Source organism: Streptomyces tyrfis (genome assembly GCF_037034285.1).
GTDB lineage: Bacteria > Actinomycetota > Actinomycetes > Streptomycetales > Streptomycetaceae > Streptomyces.
Map to the genome: position 1 here is coordinate 1 of NZ_JBAGJZ010000038.1, position 22034 is coordinate 22034.

Genomic DNA, 22034 nt, shown 5'->3' on the forward strand with positions numbered 1-22034 from the left:
ATTGGTACTAGTGCCGGGGCCGGCGTCCGGGGTCACCGCGTAGGCGTCGCCTTCGGCGCCGGGCGGACGGGGACATACTTCTGGGTGTCGAATTCGATGACCACCGGCCGCGGTTCGGAGGCCACGTCGGCCTGCACCCGGTACATGGTGCCGTCCTCGCCGACCCAGTAGCGCACGCTGTCCGCCGTACCCGCCTTGCCGCGGGCGTCCGGGCCGGTCATGACGTCCGTCCGCCGGCCGCGCGCTTGGCCGGAACCGACCCACGCGGCACCGTTCTGCGGCAGCAGTTGGGCGTTGTCCGGGCGGTCGCTGCCCAGGCCGAGGGCGATGGCCAGCGAACTGTCCAGGGTGTTGCCGGCCGTCCGCAGCGGACGGTCGTACCAGCCGGTCGCGGGCGGCGACGCCGGCGCGGTCGCCGGGGGGTCCGCCAGAGGGTGGAACCGGACGGTGGCGGCCGTCCACTCGATCAGGCCGTCGCCGGACGCGTCGCGTCCGGTTCCGCGCACCACCCCGTACCCCCTCTTCGCGCGGTAGTCGACGGATCCGGTGACGACCAGCCCGCCGGCCGCGCCCGGCACGGTGATCGTCACCGCGCGGCCTCCCGCTTCGTGGTTACGGAACCGCGCGACCGCCAGCCGGTTCGCCTCGTCCGAGGTCAGCGCACGACGGACGGCGGGCTCGCCGCCGCCGACGAGGGCCAACGTGAGGGCCGCGGCAGCCGCGACGCCTATGCCGGCAGCCGCCATCCAGCGCGCCCGGGGCCACTTCCTGCCGCGCCGGTCCGCCGCGCCCCGCGGGAGACCTCGCCTGATTCTGATGCTCCGCACGCGGCGGGATGCTAACAGGCCCCCGCCCACCCAACCCGTAGATTCCGCTTTCCGACCTGATCACGCGTCAAGTTATGGGATATTGCGGTTGGTTGCTGTGTCCGTAGGGACATAGGACGACAAAGAGGAGTGCCCGTACATGGCGATTCCAAGACTGGCACGCGTGGGGCTGTCCGGTCTGTTACTGGTCGGTGGGGCCACCGGCACCATCGCGACAGGCGCCGGACAGGCCGGCGCCGCCACTTCCGACGGCACACTGACGGTCCAGGTGCTGCGGGACTTCTTCGGCACCGGCGTGATCAACACGACCATGGACGTGCCGCAGCGGGGCATGAGGGTCGACGTCTCCGACCCGGCCGGCCATCACGTCACCGGCACCACGGACGCCACCGGCAAGGTCGTGGTGCCCCCGTCGGCCGAACTGACCGGTGGCCGGTACCGCGTCGACGTCAGCGTCCCGGCGCCGTACGACCGCTATCTGCGGGCGGCGCCCGCCTCCACCGCGGAGAACCACTTCGACAGCTTCACGTCGTTCGTGGACGTCTCCGAGGGCAAGGACGACTCGGTGATCACCGGGGTCTGGGACGCGGCCGACTACGCGTTGCCGGACACCCGTTACTTCGTACCGGTGCAGACCGGTCCCGGCGCGAGCGACACCCGGGCGCTGGTGGCGTTCGGGACGGACGCCCGCGGCACCTGTCCCGCAGACAAGGCCTGCCCGACCGTGCTCGCCACGCAGGAGCAGGTGGGGACGACCACGGGCCTGGCCTATGACAAGTACCGCAAGCGGCTGTTCCAGGCCGCGTTCGCCCGGCGGTTCGCCGCGTACGGGCCGGAGGGCGGCAACGCGATCTACGCCGTGCCGGCCGACGGCGGCGGCGCCCCGACGCTGTTCGCGAAGGTGCCGGGCGCCACGGCGACGGCGCACGACAGCGCCAACATGCTCAAGGACGCCGGGTTCACCGACGCGCCGGGCAAGGAGAGCATCGGCGGCCTGGCCCTGTCGGAGGACGGCTCGACGCTGTACGCGGTGAATATGCTCACCCGCAGCCTGGTCAGCTTCGACGCCACCGGGGCGCGCGCCTCGGCGCCGAAGGCCACGGTGCCGATCCCCGACCCGGGCTGCGCCTCGGCCGGCGACTGGCGGCCGACCGGTCTGGCCGTCCGCGACAACACCCTGTACGTCGGCGGCGTGTGCAGCGCGGAGAGCACGCAGAAGCGCGCGGACCTGAAGGCCGTCGTCTCCACGTACGACGGCAAGCAGTTCACCCCCGTGCTGAACCATCCGCTGACCGCCGAGCGCGGGGACGTGTACGTCGGCTTCCCGAACCACGAGGCGTCCCGCTTCTGGAACCCGTGGGACACCCGCCTGGAGACCTGGGACAGCCGCGTGGTGGGCACCACGATGGTCGGTCCGCAGCCGGAGCTGGCCAGTATGGCCTTCGCCCGCGACGGTTCGATGATCCTCGGCTTCCGCGACCGGCTCATGGACGTCGCCGGCGGGCTCGACCCGAGGCCCGACAAGAACACACCGCAGGGCGGCATGGCCGGCGGTGACATCACCATGGCCTGCGCCAAGCCCACCGGCGGGTACGCCTGGGAGGGCACCGAGGACTGCCCGAACCACGCGACTCCCGCCAACGACGGCATGGAGGCGGAAGGCGTCGTCGAGTACTTCCCCGGCGACTTCTTCTCCGGCGCGGCCACCCCGGCCCCGAACCAGCGCGGACTGCACCAGGAGACCTCGCTCGGATCGGTCGCCTACATCCCGCAGCAGCAGTGGGTCATCAGCACCCAGATGGACCCGACCGTCCACGTCAGCACCGCCGGTGCCGGCTTCTACGACGTCACCACCGGGGCCGGCCCGGGCAACAACCCGAACGGCAACGCGTACCAGTTCGTCGACGGAAACGGGTTCGGCAAGGCCGGCGGCCTCGGCGACATCGCGTACGCCGCGGCGAACGCGCCGATCCAGATCGGCAACGTGGTCTGGTTCGACGGTGACCACAACGGCATCCAGGACCCCGGGCAGGTCCTGCTGCCGGGCGCCACGATCAACCTGCTCGACGCCGACGGCAAGCAGGTCGCCACGACCAAGACCGACGCCGCGGGCGAGTACTACTTCGGCGGAGTCGGGGCGGCGTACGAGCTCACGCCGGGTGCCGACTACACCGTGCAGTTCGACGTGTGTACGGCGGACACCAGCCAGGTGCCCGGCCAGCCGGCGGCCACCGATCTGCGCTTCACGCTCCCGCGGGCCGGTGACGACCGGGCGCACGACTCCAACGTGACGCCTCCGACCACCGGGCAGCTGTGCGAGGGATCCGCGCCGGTCACGGCGCCCGCGAAGGCGGGAGAGGTCGACCACACGATCGACGCCGGCGTGTACATCCCCGAGAAGACCCCGCCGACGCCCACACCGACCCCGACTCCAACGACCTCGGCTCCGCCGACCAGCACCCCGCCGACGCACGCACCGTCGGCGCCGCCGGCCTCCATGGCGCCCGCCGGCCCGGTCCCGAACGGCGGCTCGGGCTCCCTCGCCCACACGGGTACGTCCCGTACGGGCCTGTACCTCGCGCTCACCACCCTGCTGGTCGGGGCGGGCGCGGCAGTCGTCCTCGTGACCCGCAGGCGCCGATCCAGGCTCCACTGACCACCCACGATTCCTAATCTTCTTGGCAAGCCGTTCCGGCTGGGGCGCTGGCCGTCAGTCGGCCGCGGGCTCAACGGTCGCTGCGACTGAGCGACGGCGGAGCCCAGCGGCCACAAGCTCCATTTCGACCAGCGTGCCCACCAGACCGGTCGTCTTCAGTCGGCCACTGACGGATAGCTGCGGACAGCCGCGGACATCACTGCGACGGGCCGGTGCGACGCACCGGCCCGTCGTCATGACCGCCGCTCGGTGACTCCGTGACTCGGTGCGGCGGAGTACCTCTCCTCACGCGCGTACGCCCTCCTGACCGAAAACGGGTCATCGCCTCAAGATCTCAGCCTGGCCATTACTCGTCTGTCGCGCGGGGAGTTCTTGCGGTGGGGTGGATCGCGTACGGACGGGTCGGCTCGGGTCGGTTCTCTGGAGGTACGTCACGGTGACGGACGACGACATGCGGCAGGCTGTGCCCGCCATGGGGCCCATGGTGGAGCAGACGTACGGTCCGGTCGATCTGAGCCGTGAGCCGATCTTCGCCGGGGGATTCATCAACTTCGGGTACTGGCGGGACATCGACCTGGACCGTCCGGTCGGCGAGCCCGAGCGGGTCCGCAGCCAGGAGGATCTCTACCGGCACGTCCTCGACTCCCTGGCCACGGCCGAGCTGCCGGAACACTCGAGGATCCTCGACGTGGGCTGCGGCCTGGGCATGGGGTGCGCGGTCGCCCTGCGCGAGTACGGGCCCGCGGCGGTCACCGGCATGGACATCCACCCGGACCAGCTGGAGCGGGCGCGCGATGCCCAGGCCGGTCTGCTCGCGACGGACGGGGAGCGGCTGCGGTTCGTCCGGGGGGCGGCGGAACGCATGCCCATGGCGGACGGCGAGTTCGACGCGCTCATCAGCGTCGAGGCCGCTCAGCACTTCCCGGACCTGGAGGCCTTCGCGGCGGAGGCGGCGCGGGTGCTGCGGCCGGGCGGCCGGCTGGCCGTCACCAGTTTCTTCACCGTGGACGACGCGCCCGGCCGAACCGAGGAGCCGGACCGGCTCCTGGAGACGTACGCGAACGGCCTGGACATCGCCCGTCCGGTGCAGGCGCTCGCGGACGCGTTCACGGCGGCCGGACTCAAGCGGGTGCACGTCGAGTCGATCGGCTCGGACGTCTGGCCGGGCTGGGACCTGTGGCTCGCCCAGTGGTGGGCCCCGGGCACCTGGCCCCGAAACTTCCTGCGCGCCTACGAGGACCATGTCCTGGACTACTACGTCGTCACCGCGACCCGGTCGGCGTGACACCGCCGCCGAGGCCGACGCCGGATCACTCCAGCCAGACGACGACCGCGTGGCCGTTCCCGGGCGGCGGCCTCGAAGTACGCGGTCAGGCCGGTGAACCAGTCCCTGGCCCAGTCGAGTGCGCCGGGCTCCTCCCAGCCCGGCGGGTAGATCTCCGCCGCCGTCAGGTCGCGCGGGTCGACGCCGTCGAGGAGCCGGTCATATGTCAAACCGCTCAGCGCCTCGGCGGCGAGGCGGACCCGGTCCGCCGGGAGGTGGTCGGCCGCCGGAGCGCTCGCGCTGGTGGCCACCAACCACGTCCTGGCACAGCTCGTCGCCGACGGAGGCCCCGATCAGCTCCTGCGCCGCGTTCTCGTTCCCCTGCTGGTGGCGGCCGCCGCGACCGGGGCGGCCAGCTGGTTGACCACCGCGGAACAGCCAGGGGCTCCGGCCCCTCGGCGACGCCCTGGCCTCAACGGATTGCGCTGGACGGACGAGACGAGCGCGGCATCGCCCCGCCGCCCCTGCCGGTGCGCTGATGCGCGGCGCCCGGGGCGAGACGGAAGGACAGGCGCCGGCAGCTCAGCACGTACTACCGGCTCGCCCGGCCCACCCCGGACAGGGCGCGGCCGCGGCGGGACCTGATCCGCCTGATCGACTCCCACCCGTACTGGTGGCACGGCGGCTGGTCCACGGCGGGCGGGATCGAACTCCACCACGCGGCCACGGCGACCCGGCCCGCCAGCCGTAAGCCCGACGTCTCCGAGGCGTCCGTGTCCGGGGTGCGGTTGCGGTAAGTAGGCTGGAGGCCCGGCTGGAGAACTGGCGGGCCGTGCTCGCCTGGCTGGGATGGCAGCACCGGCAGGCCGAACGGATGGTCCGCGCCCTGGAGACCGAATGGCCGCGGCCAACGCCCGCCGGCCCCCAGCGGAACCGCCGGACTGGAAGCCGGAGACCGCCCGGACCTCGTCCGGTCCGAAAGCGACGCGGGTCCACGCCGGCGACTGCCCGATGGACGACGGCAGACCGGTCAGCCGGGACGAAGCCCGCCGGGCACTCGCCGAAGGGATCGAACCCTGCCCCTACTGCAGCCCCGAGAACACACTCAGCATGCCCACCTGAGCCGGACCGCGGTCCACTGATGAGTGAGGCCTCCACGTCACTCGACCCACGCCGGGTCGCCGCCGGGCCCTCATCGGCTGGGCCAAACAAGTGTGCAGAGATCCCGAGACCGCCGCCGTCTCGGCCACGCCGGGCCATCCTGCGCCAGCAGCCGGCTTCACCAACTTCGGGTCTTGTCCCCGACAGCCTCGGCGTGGAACCGTTCGTGCGCGGGATCCCGCCCATCCGCTCCTGGCGCGGCCCCCCGCCGCAGCCGACCGGCCAAGCTCCATGCCGACAAGGGCTACGACTCCGACCACCCGCGCCGGTGGCTCCGCAAACGCGGCATCCGCCACCGCATCGCCCGCAAGTGCGTCGAGTCCTCCGCACGGCTGGGCCGCCACCGCCGGTGGTCGTGACCGTGTACGCGGGCCGTGCCGGAAGGCAGACGCACGGCACCCGCCCAGCGGGCGTTGCCGGGCGGGTGCACCGCAGGCGCAGGGTCAGGCGGGGGTGATGTTCTCAGCCTGGGGGCCCTTCTGGCCCTGGGTGATGTCGAAATTCACCTTCTGGCCTTCCTGGAGCTCACGGTAGCCGGAGCCGGCGATGTTGGAGTAGTGGGCGAAGACATCCGGGCCGCCGCCGTCCTGCTCGATGAAACCGAAGCCCTTTTCCGCGTTGAACCACTTGACGGTTCCACTGGCCATTTCGTCCTCCAAGGGGACTCGAAGTCGGCTACCGCACCGTACGGAAGCCGGAGGTGATCGCCTGGCCCTCAGGGACATAGACAGCAAATCGCCCGCGTACACGCTCACGGGCGACCGGTACCTCGGAACCACGACAGCTGACGCTGACGCTACAGGGAGATGTCCGTCCTCACCGCCGGAACGCACTGACCGTCCATGTAGTTGGCCACTTCGGCCTGGGAGCGGAACCTGGGCGAGACCGAATTGCCCATGACACGGCCGATCCGCGAGATCGAAGGACTCGCCGCGGCAGGCCGACTGCCCGCGGCAGTACCGGATTTCGTGCGGGGGAGGGCGGAGTTCGTGGCCTCGTGCCTGACGCTGCGCGGTGTACCCGGGCGGACGGCACGGGCAGCGCCGTTTCCGCCACGGTCCGCGAAGTGGGCGGACCGGCAGGACTGGTTGCACGGTCGCGGCCCCGAAAACCGTCAGCCGGGTGGTGCGTGTCAGGCGGCGGCCGCCTGGAGGGCCACGCGTACGCACTCCAGCGTGCGATCCACGTCCTCCTCGGTGGTCGCGGCGTTGAGCCGCCGGTCGCCGGTGGGGAAGGCGGGTTCGAGTACGCCCTGGGCCAGCAGGGAGGCGTGGTAGCGCGCATACCGTTCGCCGTCGCTCTGCATGGCCTCCCGGAAGTTCACGGGCGCCTCGGCTCGGAAGTAGACGCACCACTCGGATCCGAGGCCCACCACCACGGCCTCGGCCCCGGTCTCGGCGATGGCCTTCTCGATGCCGCCCCGCATGCGTTCGCCGCGGGCGTGGAGGATGCCGAAGATGTCGTCGCTCTCCATGATCTCCAGCGTCTTGTTGGCGGCGGCCAGCGCGTACGGCGAGGCGTTGTACGTGCCGTCGATGGTGGCCTCCGTCCTGGAGTAGGCGCCGAGGTGTCCCATCACCGCGTCGGAACCGGCGAGCCCGGCCAGCGAGTATCCGTTGGCGACGGCCTTGCCGAAGGCGGTGAGGTCGGGCGTGACCCCGCACAGGGACTGGTAGCCGCCGATCGCCGCGCGGAACCCGGTCTTCACCTCGTCGAAAACGAGCACCACCCCGTGGCGGGTGCACAGTTCACGCAGGAGTTCCAGGAAGCCGGGCTGCGCGGGCACACAGCCGAAGCTGTGGACGTAGCCCTCGGCGAAGGCGGCCGCGAGTTCCTGGCCGTGCTGGTCGAAGGCGTCCCGGAGCCCCTGGGCGTCGTTCCACTCCACGACGACGACGTCGTCGACGACGGCCGGGTGGAGCCCTCCGCCGTTGGGGGTGTTGAGGTCTGACTCGGCAGTCAGGTCGGAGCGGGAGCTTCCCACGGCCACGTGGTCGCTCCAGCCGTGATAGGAGCCGTGGAACTTGAGGACCTTCAGCCGGCCTGTGGTGGCCCGCGCGACATGGACGGCGTGCATGGCGGCGTCCGTGCCGGAGGTGCAGAAGGCGACCTTCTCGGCCGAGGGCATGACCTCGCAGATCTTCTCGGCAAGCTGATACTCCCCGGCCTGGGGACCCACTCCCGTGAGGTCGCAGGTGCTGACCGCACGGAAGACAGCCTCGTTCACCCGCGGGTCGCAGTGTCCGAGAACGATGGGGCCCCAGGCGTTGAGGTAGTCGGTGTACTGCTTGCCGTCCTCGTCCCAGACGTACGCACCCGAGGTCCGGACGAACACCTGGCGCCAGCCGACCCGGTGGCCGGACGAGACACCTCGGGGCACCACGTGCCGGGCACGGTCCCACACGGGCGACTGGTTCAGCACGTCGGGGGCTGTTGACATGGAGACTCCTTCGTGGGGAGGTGATGACGAGGGGGAATGAGAGGGGAGGAGCGTTCGGCGGGCGGGTGCCTTCAGCGGGTGGGAGGTACAAAGAAGTCGCGGTTGAGGACCATCAGGTCCGCGCGCTCCAGGTCCCGGATGCTGGACCGGCCGATCCCGTACATGGTCTCGCGGATGCCGCTGCGGAGGATGTCGAGTACGGCGTAGGCGCCCGCTTCACCGGCGCAGGCGAGCCCGTAGAGCAGCGCGCGGCCGGCCAGGACCGCCTTGGCACCGAGGGCCAGCGCCTTGACCACGTCCGAGCCCCGCCGTATGCCGCCGTCGACGAGTACGTCCACCTGGTCGCCCACGGCCTCGACGACCGAGGGCAGATACCTCAGCGGCGAGGGGCTGCCGTCGATGTTGTTGCCGCCGTGGTTCGACAGCGAGATGGCGTCGGCTCCGAGGTCCACGCACAGCTTTGCGTCCCGGATGGTGTTGATGCCCTTGACCATGAACGGGCCGCCCCACAACTCGCGCAGCCACTTCACGTCGTCCCAGGTGGGCGGCGGCGTCGCCTCGAACTCAGACCACGCCGTGCCGAAGTACGGCACGCGGCCGGCCCGGTCGAACAGGTTCGGCACCTTCAGCTCGGGGATCCGGCCGCGGCGCAGGTAGCTGCCGAACCAGGCCGGCCGGGACAGGGCCTCCGGGGCGAGGCGCACCATGGTCCTGAGGTCGAGGGCGCTCGGCGGGGCCGGGGGAACTCCCCAGTCGCGGCGCGGTGTGTGCGACCAGTCGAGCGTGACGATCAGCGCCTTGGCGCCGGCCCGGCGCGCGGCCTCGACCCGGGCCTCGATCTGGTCGCGTTTGCCGACCCAGTAGACCTGGAAGATCGTGTCGGGGTTCGCCGCGGCGACGTCCTTCGCGGAGTCGGAGGCCCAGGAGCTCAGTCCGGTCGCGGTACCGGCGCGGGCCGCGGCACGGGCCACGCCCACCTCTCCGTCGGGGTGAATTGCCTGGGCGCCCACGGGCGAGACGAGGACCGGGAAGTCGATGTCGATCCCGAGCACCGTGGTGCGCAGGTCGAAGGAGGTCGGGCGGTCGAAGACGGTCGGCGAGAAGCCCAGTTCGTTGAAGGCCCTCAGGTTCTCGTCGAGCGTCCAGCCCTGTTCGTTGCCGGCCTTCACGGCCAGCCAGACGGCCTTGGGCAGTTTGCGCTTGGCGAGGCGCTCCGCCTCGGCCAGGTTCTTGAACGGCACTCGGGTCACCACGTTCGTTCCCTTCGACTGCCCGTCCGGTGGGCCGCGCGGGCGGGGAGGTGTGCCCGGGCTTGGTGGACGGGGCCACACTCGGTTCGGGTATGTCACCGTAGGGTGAAATTTAACTTACGGCAATAGCTGAATATTAAGTTTCTGAAACGTCGATTCCGAACGACTGCTGAAATGACGGTTGCGCGTCACGCGCTCTTGACCATGGATGAAAGATTTGTAACTCTCGATCGAGATTCCTGCGGCCCGCCCGCGCCCTTGTGGGAGCTGCGGCACGGAGGCGCGGTCCGATCGAAGAGGTAGACATGAGTTCTTCATCCACGGTGTTCGTGGCGACCAACGACCTGTCCGGCTTCACCCGCGGGCGTGCCGCACCGGGCAACGCGTCCGACGGCGTGCTGCGCCGCGGGGTGGGATGGGTCCCGGCCGATCTCGCTGTGACGGCCTTCGGGGAGATCGCGCCGAACCCGTTCGGCGCGACGGGCGACCTGAAGCTGCTGCCGGCCGAGTCCAGCGGCGTCGACATCCCCGCCCGCGGCGATGTGCCGGGTGTCCGTCTGTACCTCGCCGACCTGGTGCTGCCGGACGGCACCCCGTGGGACAACTGCCCGCGCACCTTCGCCCGCAGAGCGCTCGACGACTTCCGGCGTGCCACCGGGCTGGAGGTGGTGGCCACCTTCGAGCACGAGTTCATGATCCCCGGACTCGACAGCAGCGCCCCGTTCTCCTTCACCCGGTTCCGGTCCGCCGAGCCGTTCGGCGGCGAACTGGTGTCACTGCTGGACCGGATGGGACTCGAACCGGAGACATGGCTGCCGGAGTTCGGCACCGACCAGTTCGAGATCACCCTGCGCCCGTCCGACGGCATGACCGCCGCGGACCGCGCGGTCGTCCTGCGGGAAGTGGTCCGCGACCTGGCGTGCCGGCACGGACACCGGGCCACGTTCGCGCCGCTGCTGCACCCCGACGGCAGCGGCAACGGCGTGCATGTCCACCTCTCCCTGCGCGACGCGCAGACCGGACGCCCGGTCCTCCACGACGAACGGCGCCCTGGCGGGCTCTCCGAGCTGGGCGGCCGGTTCAGCGCCGGCATCCTCCGGCACGCCCGGGCGCTGCTCTCGTTCACGGCGGGCAGCCCCAGCTCGTACCTGCGTCTGGCGCCCCGGCGCTGGAGCTCCGCCGGAGTGTTCCTGGCCGAACGTAACCGGGAGGCCCTGCTGCGGATCTGCCCGACGAGCAGCCTGGGCGGCGGCGTCGCGGCCGACCAGTTCAACCTGGAGTTCCGTGCCGCGGACGCGACCGCCAACCCGTGGCTGGTCCTCGGCGTACTGGTGCGAGCCGGGCTGCAAGGGCTGGAGGCGGACTACGCGCAGCCGCGGGTGTGGCCGGAGGAGGCCGGGGAATCGGACCTCGCGGGTGTCCCCTCCCTGCCCCGCGGCCTGGAGGAAGCCCTGCTCGAACTCGACAAGGACGACGTGGTGTCCGGCTGGTTCTCCGACGACCTGCTGGAGACCCACCGCTCGGTGAAACGGTCGGAACTGGCCGCGGTCGCCGGTCTGGACGAGCGGGACGTGTGCGGGCGGGTCGCCGATGTCTACTGAACTGCGCCGCCAGATCGCCGCGCTGCCGCTGGTCGACCACCACGTCCACGCCCCGCTCGCCTCGACGGTGACCCGCGGTCGGTTCGAGACGCTGATCACCGAATCCGACCGCCCCCTCCCGGCCGGGGTCACCCAGTTCGACTCCCAGATCGGGTTCGCGATCCGACGGCACTGCGCACCGCTGCTCGGTCTGCCCGCCCACGCGCCGGCGGACGCGTACTGGAACGCGCGCTGTGGGCGCACCCCGGAGCAGCTGTCGGACCTCTTCCTCGCCGCGGCCGGTGTCTCCGACTGGCTGCTGGACACCGGTTTCAAGAGTGACGAGCTGCTGTCACCCGGCACGCTCACCGAGCGGCTGCCCTCCCGGTTCTCCGAGATCGTGCGCCTGGAGACCGTTCTCGAGGACGTCGCTCCGACGAGCAGCGCCGCGGGCCTCGCCGACGACTTCCGGGCGGCGCTCGCCGGGGCCACGGCGTCGGCGGTCGGCCTGAAGTCGATCATCGCCTACCGCTACGGCTTCGACTTCGCCCCCGCCCGCCCCTCCGCCCAGGAGGTGGAACGGGCGGCCGGCGCCTGGCTGCGCGAGCTGGCGGCGGGCGGCCCCGTCCGCGTGACCGACCCGGTGCTGCTGCGCATGGCCCTGTGGACGGGCGTGGACACCGGTCTCCCCCTGCAACTGCATGCCGGGTACGGCGACCCCGACCTGGATCTGCGGCGGTGCGACCCGCTCCTGCTGATGCCCTGGCTCAAGGAGATCGAGGGCACCGGCACCGATGTCGTACTGCTGCACTGCTATCCGTATCAACGCAACGCGGGGTTCCTCGCCCAGGTGTTTCCGCACGTCTACTTCGACGTCGGTCTCGGGGTGAACTACACCGGTGCCGCCTCCACCGCCGTCGTCGCCGAGAGCCTCGAACTGGCCCCCTTCACCAAGGTGCTGTACTCCTCCGACGCCTGGGGGCCGCCCGAGCTGCACCACCTGGGCGCCGTGCTCTGGCGGCGCGGCATGTCCCGGGCGCTCGGCGACTGGGTCGAGGAGGGCGAGTGGGCCGAGGACGAGGCCATCCGCGTCGCCACGATGATCGGGCGTACCAACGCACAGCGCCTCTACGGACTGCCCCGTGACTGACCCGAACGCGTACGAAGCCCTGTGGGCAGCCCTGGACAGGCACCTCCCCGCGGCACTCGATCTCAGACGCCGACTGCACCGCGAGCCCGACCTGTCCGGCGACGAGGCGTCGACCCGGGACATGGTGCTGGCCGCGCTGCCGGGGGCCGGTGGGGCGATGAAGGTGGCCGAGACCGGTGCCGTGCTGCGGATCGGTGGGCCGGGGCCGGCGATCGGTGTGCGCGGGGAGATGGACGCGCTGCCCGTCACCGAGGACACCGGTGTGGACTGGGCTTCGGCCCGGCCGGGTGTCATGCACGCGTGCGGTCATGACACCCACCTCGCCGCACTCGTCGCCGTGGCGGGAGCACTGGCGGAGACCGGGCCTCCCGTCCCCCTGCTCGCGGTGCTGCAGCCGCGCGAGGAGACCTACCCGTCCGGGGCGCGGGACATCGTCGCCGGTGGTCTCGTCGAGTCCGAGCAGTGCGTCGCCATGGTGGGTGCCCATGTCCAGCCCCTGCTCGCCCCCGGTGAGGTGGCGTGCACTCCGGGAGGTGTCAACGGTTCGTCCGACGAGTTCGAGATCGTCGTGCGGGGCCGGTCGGGACACGCCGCGTACCCCCATCTGACGAACGACGCGCTGCTGGCGATGTCCGAGATCGTCGTCGCGCTCCAGAGCGTGGTGAGCCGGTCCGTCGACCCGATGACGCCCGCCGTCCTGGGAGTTTCGTCGTTCTCGGCGGGCAACGCCGCGAACGTCATCGCCGGCACGGCGCGGGCGACCGGCACCATACGGGCGCTGGCGTCCTCGACCCGGGAGCTGATCCACCGACGGATCACGGAGGTCGCCGAATCCGTCGCGCGGGCACACGCCTGCACGGCATCGGTGACCATCACCCACGGGGAACCCGTGCTCGACAACGACCCGGCGCTGGTCCGGAGCATCGCGCACGAGCTGGACCGCAGAGGGCTCGCCGTCTCCGGGGACCTGCGCTCCCTGGGCTCGGACGACTTCTCGTACTTCTGCGAACGGGTGCCCTCGGTCATGCTGTTCGTCGGCACAAAGACGTCCGAGCCGCTGCACTCCTCGCGCTTCCTGCCCGATGACGAGGACGTACGTGCCCTTGCCGCAGCCCTGCTGGCCAGCTACCTCGGAACGGTTGCCGCCATGGAGAGCCCCGGCGGTGTTCCCGGCGCCCCTGGCGTTTGGGGAACAACGGACGGACGGCCGTGACAGTGCGGGCAGCGCGTCGACTCCACGGCCCGGGGCCGGCCGCCGCTGCTTCGCGGGGTCGGCCCCGGGCCGCTCGCGGAGCCGGGCGACTTCCCGGAGTACGGGGCCGGCGGCGGGGAACGCGCTGCCCTGGACGGCGAGTGGTCCTGGGAACAGGGAACGCACGGCTCTGGACGGGAAGTCCGGGCCGTGCGTTCAGGCGTGCTCTGTCGCCGCCTCGAAGCGTTCCATCCGCTCCCGGCCCGCGCGTCCCGCGGCGTCCGTCACCGCGGCCACCAGGCTCTCGCTCAGTGCCATCGCGGCCACGAGGGAGTCGAAAGGCGAGGCGGACTCCACCCGTGCGGGGAGGACCACCTTGGCCAGCTTGGCGATGGGGGAGAGCCAGTTGTCCGTCATCAGGCACACGGTGGCGCCCCGGGCGGCCATCTCCTCACTGAAACGGAGGCTGGACTCGCTGTAGCGGCGGAAGTCGAGCATCAACAGGACCGTGCCGGTGCCGGCGTCGGCGAGTGCCCTGCGACGCTGCATCTCCTCAGGGCCGACCACGTCGACGTCCTCGCGCAGCTGCCACAGGTGGATGACCAGGTACTCGGCCAGCAACCGGCTGAACCGGCCTCCGGTCACCCGTACACTTCGCGCCGGGTCGCTGAGGAGCTTGACGAGGGTGGCGAACTCCGACTCCGGCAGCTCCGCGTAGGTGGCGTCCAGCAACTGTGCGAAGGCGTGGTGCGTCTCCGGAAGCACGCCCTTCGCCGAGGTCGAGGTCTTCTCGGCGTACTGCTTCAGCGGGGAGCCCGACTCCCCGTTCAACTCGTGGACAAGGCAACGCTGGAAGGCCGGGAATCCCGTGAAGCCGAGCCGGGTGACGAAACGGACCACCGTCGCCGAACTGACCCCCGCACCGGCGGCCAGATCCGCGACGGTGGTCAGGCCGGCCGTGGGGTACTGGGCCAACACCGCCCGGGCGACCTTGCGTTCACCATTGCTCAAGCCGTCCATGGCGGAGAGCAGTAGCTTCCGAACCGATGCGTGCCCCCCCGGTATCGTCTCCATTTTTCAAGGCTACCAAGACTGGGCGCGCACTGAAACATCCGTTACATCACGCCGCCGTACGAGACCGGAACGGGCACAGGAGACCGTACGGGGGCGGAAGCGGAACGGCGCACGAGCCGTCCCGGACGTCCGCCCTGGATGTCAGCCCAGAACATCGCGGCGGCCGCGCGGGGCGCGACACCGTGCCCGGCCCGCCGCGTGGGGAACACCACGCCCCCCATGGAGCGGGCCGGGCCGACGCTTGGTCAGCTCCGCGCCTCGTCGAGGACACCGGCCAGGGCGTCCACGAGCAAGTCGATCTCGTCCTCGGTCGCCACCAGCGGAGGGGCGAACCGTACGGTCGACCCGTGGGTGTCCTTGGCCAGCACGCCGCGCCGCATGAGGCCCTCACAGGCCTCGCGTCCGGTCATCAGCGCGGGGTCGATGTCGACTCCGGCCCACAACCCCCTGACGCGCACCGCCAGCACTCCGGCACCGACCAGTTTCTGCAGGCGGGTGCCCAGTCGCTCGCCCAGGACGCGGGCGCGCTCCTGGTACTCCCCCGTCGACAGCATGGCGACCACCTCATGGCCGATCGCGGCCGCCAGCGGGTTCCCGCCGAACGTCGAGCCATGGGTTCCGGGAGCGATGACGCCGAGCACGTCGTCGTCGGCGGCCACGGCGGAGACCGGGTAGAGACCGCCGCCCAGGGCCTTGCCGAGGACGTAGATGTCCGGGACGACGTCCTCGTGGTCGCAGGCGAAGGTGCGGCCGGTACGGGCCAGACCGGACTGGATCTCGTCGGCCACCATCAACACGTCGCGACGCGTGCACAGCTCGCGCAGGTCCTTCAGGAATCCGGGCGGCGGGACGACCACGCCGCCCTCGCCCTGCACAGGTTCGAAGAGGACGGCGACCACCGTGTCGTCGATCGCGTCGGCGACCGCCCGGACGTCGCCGTAGGGCACCCGCACGAACCCGGGCGTGAACGGCCCGTAGTGGTCGGTGGCGACCGGGTCGTCGGAGAAGCTGACGACCGTCGTCGTCCTCCCGTGGAAGTTGCCGCTCATCGTGATGACGGTGGCCCGGCCGGCCTCCACGCCCTTCACGATGTAGCCCCACTTGCGGCTCACCTTGATGGCCGTCTCGACCGCCTCGGCACCGCTGTTCATCGGCAGGACCCGGTCCTTCCCGGTGAGCCGGGCGAGCGCCTCGGCGAACGGGCCGAGCTGGTCGTTGTAGAAGGCCCGGCTGGTGAGGGCCAGCCGGTCGAGCTGCTCATGCGCGCGCCGCAGCAGACGCGGCGGGCGATGGCCGAAATTCAGGGCGGAGTAGCCCGCCAGGCAGTCGAGATACCGACGCCCGTCCACATCGGTCACCCAGGCGCCGTCCCCGGTGGAGAGAACGACGGGCAGCGGATGGTAGTTGCGCGCCGCGAAGCGCTCCGTCTGCTCGGCATGCTCCCGCGCGCTGCGCGAAGGAGCCTGCGCGAACGTCCGTCCCCCGTGTTCGACGCTTCCGCGGCCCTCATCGTTCTGGTTCATCCCGGCCCATGCCTTCCTGGCCGCCCGGCGTCCGGGCAGCCGAAATTGCATATTCACATACCTCGCTCAACACCTAACATGAAAAATTTATTTCATCAAGGGCGGGGGCGGCCGGAGTGTGTTGCACTCCCGGAGGTCCGGGCGTGACCTCGATGCGACTCCGCGCGCGAAGCCCGGTGACCCCGCGCGCGGCTCATTCGATGATCTCGACATGTAACACAGATTTCGAGATTGGCTATTGACGCATGAATCCAATCACCTGTTTCATTCTGGCCAAGCGGCGAGGCCCGGCACCGAGACGGTAGCGGGCACCGCACCATCCGAGTGCGCCAGTGGAGGCGTGATGAGCTCGCCCGAAGAGACTTCCCAGCTGAATCACTTGATGTCCGTCATCGACGGACTGCGCGACGAGATGACGGCGAGCCTGCAGGAGCTCGTTCGGATCCCGTCCGTGAGCCCGAAATATCCCGGAATCGAGTACAAGGAACATGTCGGCCGGGAAGGCGAGGGCACCGCGCTGCTCGCCGACCTCTACCGCCGCGCCGGGGCATCCGTGGATGTCTTCGCCGTGGAGGAGGGACGCGACAACGCCGTCGGCCGGATCGCCGGCAAGGGCGAGGGGAACTCGCTGATCTTCAACGGTCATGTGGACGTCGTCCCCGGCGGAGATCCGGCCGGGTGGACCAAGGCCCTGCCGTTCTCCGGCGAAGTGATCGGTTCCCGGATGTACGGCCGCGGGACCACTGACCAGAAGTCCGGGCTCGTCGCACAGGCCTATGCCGCGATCGCCCTGCGCGAGGCCGGGATCGAACTCGGTGGGGAGCTGCAATTGCAGTGCGTGGTCGGTGAGGAGACCGGCGATCACGCCTGCGGGACGGGCGCGGTGGTCGAGCGCGGGTACGTCGCGGATGCCGCGGTCGTCTCGGAGCCGAGCGCGCCGCCCACACCACTGTCGATCGTGGTCGCCAGCCCCGGACTGTTGTGGTTCTCGGTCACGGTCGAGGGCAAGAAGGTGCACGGCTCCATGCGGGGCGCCACCATCCACCCCACCCAGTCCGGCGACTCGATCGGCGTGAACGCCATCGACAAGGTCTTCCTCCTCTATCAGGCGCTGCGCGCGCTCGAGGACGAATGGGCCCACACCCAGCGGCACGACCTCTGGTACAACGGCCACTTCTCCTTGCTGCCCGGTGCCATGCGCGGCGGCCCCGGCGACCTGACCGTCCCGTTCGCCCTCTCCGACTCGGCCACCATCGAGTACGGGGTCATGTATCACCCCGAGCGCTCCGCCGAGGACGTGATGGCCGAGATCCAGGCCGTCATCGACCGCGCGGCGGACGCCGATCCGTGGCTCCGCAACCACCGCCCGCGCTGTGAGTGGAAGCTCAACTGGGACCCGTTCGTCACCTCGCCCGACGACACCATCAGCCAGGCCGTCGCCGGTGCGTACCGGACCGCGGCCCAGGGCACCGACTTCTCCGACCAGCCCTCCTACACCGGGCTCTACGGTGTGTGCGACGCGACCGTGTTCACCCGGACCGGCGTGCCGTCCGTCGTCTTCGGCCCCGGTGACCTGCGCGTCGCCCACGGCAACGACGAGTACGTCGACCTCGACGAGGTCTGGCTCGCGGCCCGCACCTACGCCGTCCTCGCCGCCCGCTGGTGCGGCACCGCTTCCGCCGCGTCCTGACCCGAGCGCCTCTTTTTCCTCGGACGGGCGGCGTCTCCGCCCGTCCGAGGCACTTCCCCTCCTCGCCCGGCCGCGTCCGTGCCCGTGCCCGCGTCCGTGCGAGGCACTGCGGACGGGCGATTTCCGGCACCTGTGCCCGGCACCCAGGCGAACAGCCCACTCCCCCGAGGCGTCGCCCGCCGTCCTCCCTCCGTCTTTCTCCCCTCTTATCTCCGTCTTCCCCATCGCCCGGATCAGAGGCCCCCTCATGACCACTGACATTCCACGCAGACCAGGCTCCGAAGGCAACGCACCGGAGTCCTACCGCCAGCCGACGGGAGTGGAGCAGTACGGCGTCGAACCCGTGCCCGACGACCAGCGGACCGTACGCTGGTACGGCCTGTTCCAGATCATCTTCAACGTGATGCTCAACCCTGGCCTGATCCTCATGGGAGGACTCGCGGTCCTGACGGGGCTCTCGTTCTGGGCCGCGGTCACCGCCCAAGTGCTGGGCATCCTCATCGCCTTCATCGCCTACACCGTCATGGCCACGGTCGGCGTCGACTACGGCCTGCCCGGGATCGTGTCGACCCGGGCATTCCTCGGCATCGAAGCCTCCCGCTGGATCGTCTCCGTACTGCGCACCATCAGTTCGGCCTTCTGGTTCGCCTTCCAGACCCTGGCCGGCGCCATGGGCATCCTGGCCGTCATCGATGCCTGGCTCGGGGTGAAGCTGTCGCTCATCGGCGTCAGCATCGTCTTCGCGGTGCTCCAGGCCTCCGTCGCCCTCTTCGGATACAAGTTCCTCAAGGGGCTGTCGCAGATCGCCTTCCCGGTCAAGCTCGTGATCCTCGGGTACCTCTTCTGGCTGATGGCCACCCACCAGGCGCCGGGATTCGCGCCCGGTGAGGTCTTCTCCTACTCCGGTTCGGTCGGCTGGAAGTGGGCGGTGTTCGCGGCATGGGTGAACGCCATCGCGGCGGCGTGGTTCAGCCAGGTGACGGACGCGGCCGACTACTGCCGCTACTCCAAGTCCCGCAAGGACATGTGGACCGGCACCATGGCCGCCGCACTGATCGGTACGGTCGGAGCCACCATCTTCGGCGCCTACGCCGCCGCCGCGACCGGCGGCAAGACGGCGAACGCCTTCGAGGTGATCCCCGGCCTCGGCGTCGGCTCGGTCACGCTGGTCCTCGTCCTGATCGTGCTGATCCTTGACAACTGGACGATCAACGTGATGAACGTCTACACGGGCGGCCTGGCGCTGGCCAACCTCGCCACCCGGCTGGGGCGCTTCTGGTCGACCCTGGTGGTCGCCGCTGTGGGGACGGCACTGGCCGCCTTCCCCTCGCTCATCGACCAGTTCAGCGACTACATGTCGGTCATGGGAAACTTCTTCGCCCCCATCATCGGCGTGATCCTGGCCGACTACGTCTTCATCAAGCGGGGTCGCATCGACGTACCGGCCCTCTTCGACCCGCACGGTCCCTACCGCTACACCGGCGGCGTGAACGTCCTCGCCGTCGGCTGGGCGGTGATCGGCGCCGCCGTCTTCTTCGCCGTGCCGGAATCAGCGCTGCCGATTCCCCTTGTGGCGCTCGGCAGTGGTGTCGGCTACGTGTTCACGGCCCGGATGTTCTCGTCATGGCAGGGCGACTCCGTGCCCCGCGTGGACGCACCCGGTGAACGCGCGCAGCCCGCGGTCAACGCCTGACCGGCCGTCGAGCTCAATCCGGCCTCGACCATTGGTGACGGACCACCCCCGGCCCAGCAGACTGCGGGCGGGGCTCCGTCACCAAGGCGTTGGGACCGGTCCGGGCGGTCCGAGCGCGGCAGTGAGAGTGGCCGGTCGCGGATGCGGCGCGGCGGTGATGCGTAGTTCCGCCCGTACGGTCCTGCCGCCGGACGGGAAGCTTGGTGCCCCAGCGGTCGGCGAAGGGCGCGACGACGAGGAGACCGCGACGGGTTTCGCTGCCGCTCCCTGACGCGGGCTCGGGCCGGGTCCATGCGGGGGAGCCGTTCACGCGTCGGTGACTTCGACAAGGAGCGTGCAGTCACCGGAAGTTGAGCGCCGACGCACTTCGACGGCGAGGCGGTACCCGTCCGGCGGCGTCCGGGGCTCCACCAGCACGACAGGCGCGGGCCGAGGCCGGGTCGGTGACCACCGGGTCGGAGCCGGCCTTCACAGGCGCGGGCGCCAAGACGTTCGTCCGGCGCCTGGAGATCCTCGCCCCGGGACCATCGACGCGCCCGCCCCGCAGCCTGCTGCCGACCGCGGTCAGTACCGGGTCGAGAACATGTCTGATCGCGGCGGCCCGGGTCGGCGGCAGCTTCTAGGATCTGCGGCATGGCAACACGACTTGTGCAGATCAACATGAAGGCCCAGGACGACTCCGCGCTCGGCCGGTTCTGGGCGGAGGCACTCGGTTGGGGGTCGACAGCGAGGGACCCGGCGTGACCAACCTCGAACCCGTGGGCTTCGCCTACCCCGGCCCCGTGGCCGTCTGCATCGACATCGTTGCCCGCCCGGAACCCAAAACGGTGAAGAACCGGGGGCACCTTGATCTGGCCACCACCTCGACCGCGCATCAGGCGGAGTTGGTCGCGCGTCTGAAGGATCTCGGCGCGACGCTCGCCAACGTGGGTCAGGGCGACGTCCCCTGGACGGTCATGGCCGACCCGGAGGGCAACGAGTTCTGCGTGCTGGAGCCCCGCCCGATCTACCGGGGCACCGGGCCGATCGCCGCGGTGGTGGTCGACTGCACCGACCCACGAGGGATGGCCCGGTTCTGGGGCGAGGCGATGGACTGGACGCTGCACGATGTCACCGACGACCACGCGGCAATGCGCTCCGCCAAAGGCGTCGGCCCCTACTTGGAGTTCCTCCGCACCCCCGACACCAAGAGCGTGTGGAACCGCGTCCACCTCGACATCAGCCCCTACCCCGGTGACGACCCGGCGACGGAGGAAGCCCGACTGCGCGCCTTGGGCGCCACCGACCCCGGTATCGACCAGTCCGCGATCTCCTGGACCGTTCTGGCCGACCCGGAAGGCAACGAGTTCTGCCTCCTCACCCCTCGCTGACCTTGAGCATCGGCTCCGGCTGGTTCCGGCTCTGCGGCGCAGACCGCGTGGCGTCAGCGCATGCCACCCGAGACGGGGACGGTATCCCCGGTGATCCAGCGCGCGCCATTGGACACCAGGAAGGCCTGGAGCGGGCCACAGTCGTCGACGGTGCCCGTACAGCCCGGCGCCTACGGCGGCGCTATGCGCCGCGACTCGTAAAACACGTGGTCACGCATGGTCGACGACCAGTAGGTGCCCGAGTAGTGCTTCTGGCCGTCGTACCACCGGAATGTCCGCCACGGAGACGCTGTCGCCAACGTCGCGCCGCTGACGCTCTCCCCGCTCGTCTTCGAACTCCCGGCCCGATGTACGGAAACACACCATCTCCGACTCAACTGGCACGAGCACCCCACAAATCAGGCCACCCTCTCAGCGAGCTCCTGCACCCCTCATGCGGTCCGGACCGGTTGCGGCACAATCGCGGTCAACTGGACGGGCAACGGTGGGGGTGGGAAAGTGTTTGCTGCCTACCCCGAGGCGGCCCAGAGGGTGAAGAACCTGGTCATCACGGCCGGAAAATCCTCCGCGCGACCGGTGCAGTGGAGGGAGGGATCACGGCCGGGCAGTGGCCGAAGCGGGCACAAGCGCATGTACTCGCGTTTCGTGGCCCTGCGGGTTCGGCCCGCCGGACGTGAGATCCGCAAGGCCGCGGCCGGCACCGGGCTTCCGGTCCGCTGGCTGCTGGCCGAATGGCCCGCCGACCAGGACGAGCCCGTGCAGTTCTGGCTCTCCAACCTGCCCGAGACCACGCCGTTGCCCGTCTTCGTGCGCACCGCGAAGCTCCGCTGGCGCATCGAGAACGACTACCGCGAGATGAAACAGACCCTGGGCCTGGCCCACTTCGAAGGCCGGACCTGGCCAGGCTGGCACCACCACGTCACCCTCGTCTCGGTCGCCCACGCCTTCTGCACCCTTCAGCGACTGACCCGATCCCCAAAAGAGACGGCGTCGGCCTGAGCCTCTACCGAGTCGTCCAGGAGCTGCAGATACTCCTCGTGATCTGGACCGGCGCATGCGCCACCTGTCACCGCGACATGCCAGACCCCGCACCAACATGACCAAGCACTACTAGGGGTGTCTGACAAATACCTGCGGCGTCGCGGGGGTCGGCACGCAGACGCT

The 22034-nt window shown here is 70.5% G+C and carries 15 protein-coding genes and 3 pseudogenes; 11 read left to right on the forward strand and 7 right to left on the reverse strand.

All coding sequences use genetic code 11. From position 1 onward, the window contains the following. Positions 1 to 32: 32 nt before the first annotated feature. Positions 33 to 746, reverse strand: a complete 714-nt coding sequence (locus WA762_RS25520; RefSeq protein ID WP_443080672.1) for a hypothetical protein — start codon at positions 744 to 746, stop codon at positions 33 to 35. Positions 747 to 966: 220 nt separating this feature from the next. Here WA762_RS25520 and WA762_RS25525 point away from each other — a divergent pair, with 220 nt between their 5' ends. Beyond that, on the forward strand, positions 967 to 3483 hold the full coding sequence (locus WA762_RS25525) for an SdrD B-like domain-containing protein (RefSeq protein ID WP_335938710.1): 2517 nt from the start codon (positions 967 to 969) through the stop codon (positions 3481 to 3483). Between the two features lie 436 nt (positions 3484 to 3919). Further along, entirely contained in the window at positions 3920 to 4768 is an 849-nt protein-coding gene (locus WA762_RS25530) for a class I SAM-dependent methyltransferase (RefSeq protein WP_335938712.1), read from the forward strand. Here WA762_RS25530 and WA762_RS25535 read toward each other — a convergent pair. Next, a complete protein-coding gene (locus WA762_RS25535) occupies positions 4738 to 5058 on the reverse strand; it encodes a DUF1877 family protein (RefSeq protein WP_335938713.1) in 321 nt (106 codons plus the stop codon). The two genes, WA762_RS25530 and WA762_RS25535, sit on opposite strands and share 31 nt — an antisense overlap. A 586-nt stretch (positions 5059 to 5644) precedes the next feature. Here WA762_RS25535 and WA762_RS35755 point away from each other — a divergent pair. Both WA762_RS35755 and WA762_RS25540 read left to right on the forward strand, forming a co-directional pair. Beyond that, positions 5645 to 5869, forward strand: coding sequence for a DUF6233 domain-containing protein (locus WA762_RS35755; protein WP_443080671.1), 225 nt, complete (start codon positions 5645 to 5647; stop codon positions 5867 to 5869). Positions 5870 to 6050: 181 nt separating this feature from the next. Next, positions 6051 to 6255, forward strand: a pseudogene (locus WA762_RS25540) (IS5/IS1182 family transposase); the annotation flags it as partial. 96 nt (positions 6256 to 6351) lie between these two features. Here WA762_RS25540 and WA762_RS25545 read toward each other — a convergent pair. From WA762_RS25545 to mftD, 3 genes are all read right to left on the reverse strand, one after another. Then, positions 6352 to 6555 (reverse strand): cold-shock protein, encoded by a 204-nt coding sequence (locus tag WA762_RS25545; RefSeq protein WP_335938714.1) that lies wholly within the window; start codon positions 6553 to 6555, stop codon positions 6352 to 6354. 485 nt (positions 6556 to 7040) lie between these two features. Continuing rightward, positions 7041 to 8348, reverse strand: coding sequence for an aspartate aminotransferase family protein (locus tag WA762_RS25550; RefSeq protein WP_335938715.1), 1308 nt, complete (start codon positions 8346 to 8348; stop codon positions 7041 to 7043). A 71-nt stretch (positions 8349 to 8419) separates the two neighbouring features. After that, a complete protein-coding gene (mftD, locus tag WA762_RS25555; protein ID WP_335938716.1) occupies positions 8420 to 9601 on the reverse strand; it encodes a pre-mycofactocin synthase MftD in 1182 nt (393 codons plus the stop codon). A gap of 302 nt (positions 9602 to 9903) precedes the next feature. Between mftD and WA762_RS25560 the strand changes: the two genes are divergently transcribed. Genes WA762_RS25560 through WA762_RS25570 form a run of 3 tightly spaced genes read left to right on the forward strand, consistent with a single transcriptional unit; the run spans position 9904 to position 13541 of the window. After that, the gene (locus tag WA762_RS25560; protein ID WP_335938717.1) at positions 9904 to 11199 is read left to right on the forward strand and encodes a glutamine synthetase family protein; all 1296 of its coding nucleotides are present in this window, start codon (positions 9904 to 9906) and stop codon (positions 11197 to 11199) included. Next, the gene (locus tag WA762_RS25565) at positions 11189 to 12328 is read left to right on the forward strand and encodes an amidohydrolase family protein (protein WP_335938718.1); all 1140 of its coding nucleotides are present in this window, start codon (positions 11189 to 11191) and stop codon (positions 12326 to 12328) included. Before WA762_RS25560 ends, WA762_RS25565 begins: the two co-directional genes overlap by 11 nt. Then, entirely contained in the window at positions 12321 to 13541 is a 1221-nt protein-coding gene (locus WA762_RS25570) for a M20 metallopeptidase family protein (protein ID WP_335938719.1), read from the forward strand. Before WA762_RS25565 ends, WA762_RS25570 begins: the two co-directional genes overlap by 8 nt. A 195-nt stretch (positions 13542 to 13736) precedes the next feature. Here WA762_RS25570 and WA762_RS25575 read toward each other — a convergent pair whose 3' ends face one another. Then, positions 13737 to 14594 (reverse strand): MurR/RpiR family transcriptional regulator, encoded by an 858-nt coding sequence (locus WA762_RS25575; protein WP_335938721.1) that lies wholly within the window; start codon positions 14592 to 14594, stop codon positions 13737 to 13739. A 245-nt stretch (positions 14595 to 14839) separates the two neighbouring features. Beyond that, positions 14840 to 16117, reverse strand: a complete 1278-nt coding sequence (rocD, locus tag WA762_RS25580; protein WP_335938723.1) for an ornithine--oxo-acid transaminase — start codon at positions 16115 to 16117, stop codon at positions 14840 to 14842. A gap of 343 nt (positions 16118 to 16460) precedes the next feature. On the opposite strand from rocD, the gene WA762_RS25585 reads away from it, so the two are divergent. The 4 genes and pseudogenes from WA762_RS25585 to WA762_RS25600 all read left to right on the forward strand — a co-directional run. Further along, a complete protein-coding gene (locus tag WA762_RS25585; RefSeq protein ID WP_335938724.1) occupies positions 16461 to 17807 on the forward strand; it encodes a M20 family metallopeptidase in 1347 nt (448 codons plus the stop codon). Positions 17808 to 18054: 247 nt separating this feature from the next. After that, positions 18055 to 19500, forward strand: a complete 1446-nt coding sequence (locus WA762_RS25590) for a purine-cytosine permease family protein (protein ID WP_335938725.1) — start codon at positions 18055 to 18057, stop codon at positions 19498 to 19500. Positions 19501 to 20133: 633 nt separating this feature from the next. Then, positions 20134 to 20870: pseudogene (locus WA762_RS25595) on the forward strand (VOC family protein). Positions 20871 to 21374: 504 nt separating this feature from the next. After that, positions 21375 to 21869, forward strand: a pseudogene (locus WA762_RS25600) (transposase); the annotation flags it as partial. Positions 21870 to 22034: the final 165 nt, after the last annotated feature.

Coding starts and splice junctions, on each gene's coding strand:
- WA762_RS25520 (WP_443080672.1), bottom strand. CDS start 746: ATGGCGGCTGCCGGCATAGGCGTCGCGGCTGCCGCGGCCCTCACGTTG.
- WA762_RS25525 (WP_335938710.1), top strand. CDS start 967: ATGGCGATTCCAAGACTGGCACGCGTGGGGCTGTCCGGTCTGTTACTG.
- WA762_RS35755 (WP_443080671.1), top strand. CDS start 5,645: ATGGCCGCGGCCAACGCCCGCCGGCCCCCAGCGGAACCGCCGGACTGG.
- WA762_RS25545 (WP_335938714.1), bottom strand. CDS start 6,555: ATGGCCAGTGGAACCGTCAAGTGGTTCAACGCGGAAAAGGGCTTCGGT.
- WA762_RS25550 (WP_335938715.1), bottom strand. CDS start 8,348: ATGTCAACAGCCCCCGACGTGCTGAACCAGTCGCCCGTGTGGGACCGT.
- WA762_RS25560 (WP_335938717.1), top strand. CDS start 9,904: ATGAGTTCTTCATCCACGGTGTTCGTGGCGACCAACGACCTGTCCGGC.
- WA762_RS25565 (WP_335938718.1), top strand. CDS start 11,189: ATGTCTACTGAACTGCGCCGCCAGATCGCCGCGCTGCCGCTGGTCGAC.
- WA762_RS25575 (WP_335938721.1), bottom strand. CDS start 14,594: ATGGAGACGATACCGGGGGGGCACGCATCGGTTCGGAAGCTACTGCTC.
- rocD (WP_335938723.1), bottom strand. CDS start 16,117: ATGAACCAGAACGATGAGGGCCGCGGAAGCGTCGAACACGGGGGACGG.
- WA762_RS25585 (WP_335938724.1), top strand. CDS start 16,461: ATGAGCTCGCCCGAAGAGACTTCCCAGCTGAATCACTTGATGTCCGTC.
- WA762_RS25590 (WP_335938725.1), top strand. CDS start 18,055: ATGACCACTGACATTCCACGCAGACCAGGCTCCGAAGGCAACGCACCG.